The organism is cf. Phormidesmis sp. LEGE 11477 (assembly GCF_015207105.1).
Taxonomy (GTDB): Bacteria; Cyanobacteriota; Cyanobacteriia; order Phormidesmidales; family Phormidesmidaceae; genus Phormidesmis.
This window is the reverse complement of record NZ_JADEXO010000228.1, coordinates 1-2676: the sequence shown is the minus strand read 5'-3', so window position 1 is coordinate 2676 and position 2676 is coordinate 1. Positions and strand designations below refer to the sequence as shown.

The window sequence follows — 2676 nt, the reverse complement described above, 5'->3', positions numbered from 1 at the left end:
ATCCCTAAGAGGGTTTTGAGGTCGTTTCGACTGTACACACGGTCTATCAGCACAAAAGAATTCCCGTTTCAATCCCTAAGAGGGTTTTGAGGTCGTTTCGACCTCTTTGACGGTGTCGATCGGTTGGCTACCGTCAAACAAGTTTCAATCCCTAAGAGGGTTTTGAGGTCGTTTCGACGAGCAATATTCTCAGGAGTGCCCAAGATAGACTCGTTTCAATCCCTAAGAGGGTTTTGAGGTCGTTTCGACCACCATCTTCGGTATGACATCATCGATATATAGCAGGTTTCAATCCCTAAGAGGGTTTTGAGGTCGTTTCGACCTCAGGCGATGCACTCGCAGGTGCTAGCAGCATTCGTTTCAATCCCTAAGAGGGTTTTGAGGTCGTTTCGACCACGCCTGAAAAAGGCCAAAATGATCACCCGGTAGTTTCAATCCCTAAGAGGGTTTTGAGGTCGTTTCGACCACCTAGTCGGTCAACAGCTAGATACAGTCAAGAAGTTTCAATCCCTAAGAGGGTTTTGAGGTCGTTTCGACCATCGACTCAATCAATGCTCTCTATCCACTCGTTGTTTCAATCCCTAAGAGGGTTTTGAGGTCGTTTCGACTTTACAGATCTGGCCCAATCAAGAAAAAGCGGGTGCGTTTCAATCCCTAAGAGGGTTTTGAGGTCGTTTCGACAAAGAACAATTGAGACCCGGCTATGGCCTGAATAAGTTTCAATCCCTAAGAGGGTTTTGAGGTCGTTTCGACGGCTGGCCGCTAAGAGGCTTACTATCACTGGTTTTCAAGGTGCGTTTGCGCGAAGCAATAAAAATATAGTAATACATGAACGGCAATCGTAGACACAACCGGGATAAAAAATTGTCAAACCCCTCTATAGCAGACGTTTCAGCGATCGCGCGAACCTCTTTCCCAGCTCATACCCTGTAACCCCTGCTGCGTAGACGTTTAAGGCCGATGCTAGCCAAAGCCCAGTTCTACACCCTACCGCTCGCGCAGTTCATCACTTTTCTTCGCCTTCGCTTGACGCCAGCAAAAAATCAGCTTATCTTCAGTAACTATAGCTGTGATGCCTATCACAGTGCTTTTCAGAACTCAATTCTACTTAGCACAGCCAGCAGGTGTTACAGCACCTACTGACTGCTAACCCTCAAGGATTCGTGAGCAATCCCGGAGTGCTGGGTCAACTGTACCTTAGCTACCCCGATTTGCACTACATCGACTTCGGGGCAGCTGAGTTGCGTTGGGTTCTGGTTTCCTCCCAACAAACACACAACCGGAGACCAGACCTCATGTTCATTTCTTCCGCTCAGGGCGCTACCGCGTCCACAGATTCTGTTGAAACTTCTGTTGCTAGCTCTGCTTCAGTGCCACCAAACACGCCAAACAACAATACTAGTCAAGACAGTGGCGGCTATGAGGTGGTGCGCCATCTGCTGTTTGGCCCGCTGCCCGTCATTCAGTCCACCATCCACCTACTACACCAGATTCAATATGCCGAGCCAAATGACTGGAGTCAGCCTATCTCTACGGGCAAACCGAACGAGATGATGGCCATCCTGACCAAGCGAGTCAGAATCGTGTAACGCTGCTGCTAACTGACGCCTAGATTCTAGACTTATATAGCGGTACCCATAGCTTTCTCTTAAGTGCATCTGGGTGCCGCTGACGATTTTCATAGACCAAATCGCTTGCCACTTCTAGCCTGCGAGCTTTCTATAGATCTGGTGACCACACCAAAACCTGCGCTTCATACTCTGGCAAATCCATCATCAATTGACCGCCCTCAACCGTTACATCAAAGTTCTTTGTCCATTCGTGCCACGTGCCATCTTCAGGCATATCCGCCACCTGGTAACCTGCTAGGAAGTTATCAGAACAGTTCACGATGACTGCAACCTGTGCGCCCATCTCGTGCCAGCGCATGTATCCTATCACCTGCGTATCAGCATTTTCGTGAAAAACAGAAACATTGTCAGAACGTATCGCCGCGTTCTCTTTACGCAAGGCAATCAACCCTTTGTAGTACTTGAACAATCCAACGTTGGGCTCACTATCTAGCAAAGACCAGTCCAGAGGCGCTGGATCGAGCGTTTTATGCTTGTAGGCACCAAACTCTTCGCCCATCCAAATCATCGGTACGCCCATCGCCGTCATCACCAGCACAGCGCCAAGTTTAGCCCGCTTAAAAGCTGCCTGCTCGAATATCTCCATATCCGCCAAATTCGCCATCAGGCGATTTTGATCGTGGCTAGTCAAATAGTTAACTACATCCTGTGCGCTCTGAAACCCCATTTTTGTAGGATCGATCAGCTCTTTTACTTTCTCGATTGCAGACCCTTCTCCTTTCAAAATGTCTAGAAAGTTGTAGTGAAAGCTAACCCGCCAGCTACTGTCTACAGGTCCTTCTAAACCGGAGAGATCGGACTTTTCTGGAATGTGCTCAGCGCAGGTAAATAGCGGCTTTGGCTTTGCTGCTAGCCCCGCCTCATCAACGATCCAGCCCAGTACTTCTGGATTGTCTAACTGCTTGACCGCGTCAAATCTCAGGCCGTCAAAGCGATATTCTGTAATCCAGAAGTTCACCATATCTCGCATAAAATCACGCGCTGGAAACCGTTCATAATTCTCGTCGTAGTGGTCGTAGTCAAACTCTGGGCCCCAGCTTTGATC

General features: G+C 48.7%; 2 protein-coding genes and 1 CRISPR repeat array. Of the genes, one reads left to right on the top strand and one right to left on the bottom strand.

The features are described 5' to 3' along the window. Position 1: 1 nt before the first annotated feature. Positions 2–753: a CRISPR direct-repeat array (repeat unit 30 nt; unit sequence TCCCTAAGAGGGTTTTGAGGTCGTTTCGAC). A 542-nt stretch (positions 754–1295) separates the two neighbouring features. Then, positions 1296–1589: a hypothetical protein gene (locus tag IQ256_RS28785; RefSeq protein ID WP_193859111.1), complete on the top strand. Its 294-nt coding sequence runs from the start codon at positions 1296–1298 to the stop codon at positions 1587–1589. A 130-nt stretch (positions 1590–1719) separates the two neighbouring features. Here the strand turns inward: IQ256_RS28785 and IQ256_RS28780 are convergent. Then, positions 1720–2676, bottom strand: a 957-nt coding sequence (locus IQ256_RS28780; RefSeq protein ID WP_255516253.1) for an alpha-amylase family glycosyl hydrolase, incomplete at its 5' end; no start/stop codon positions are given.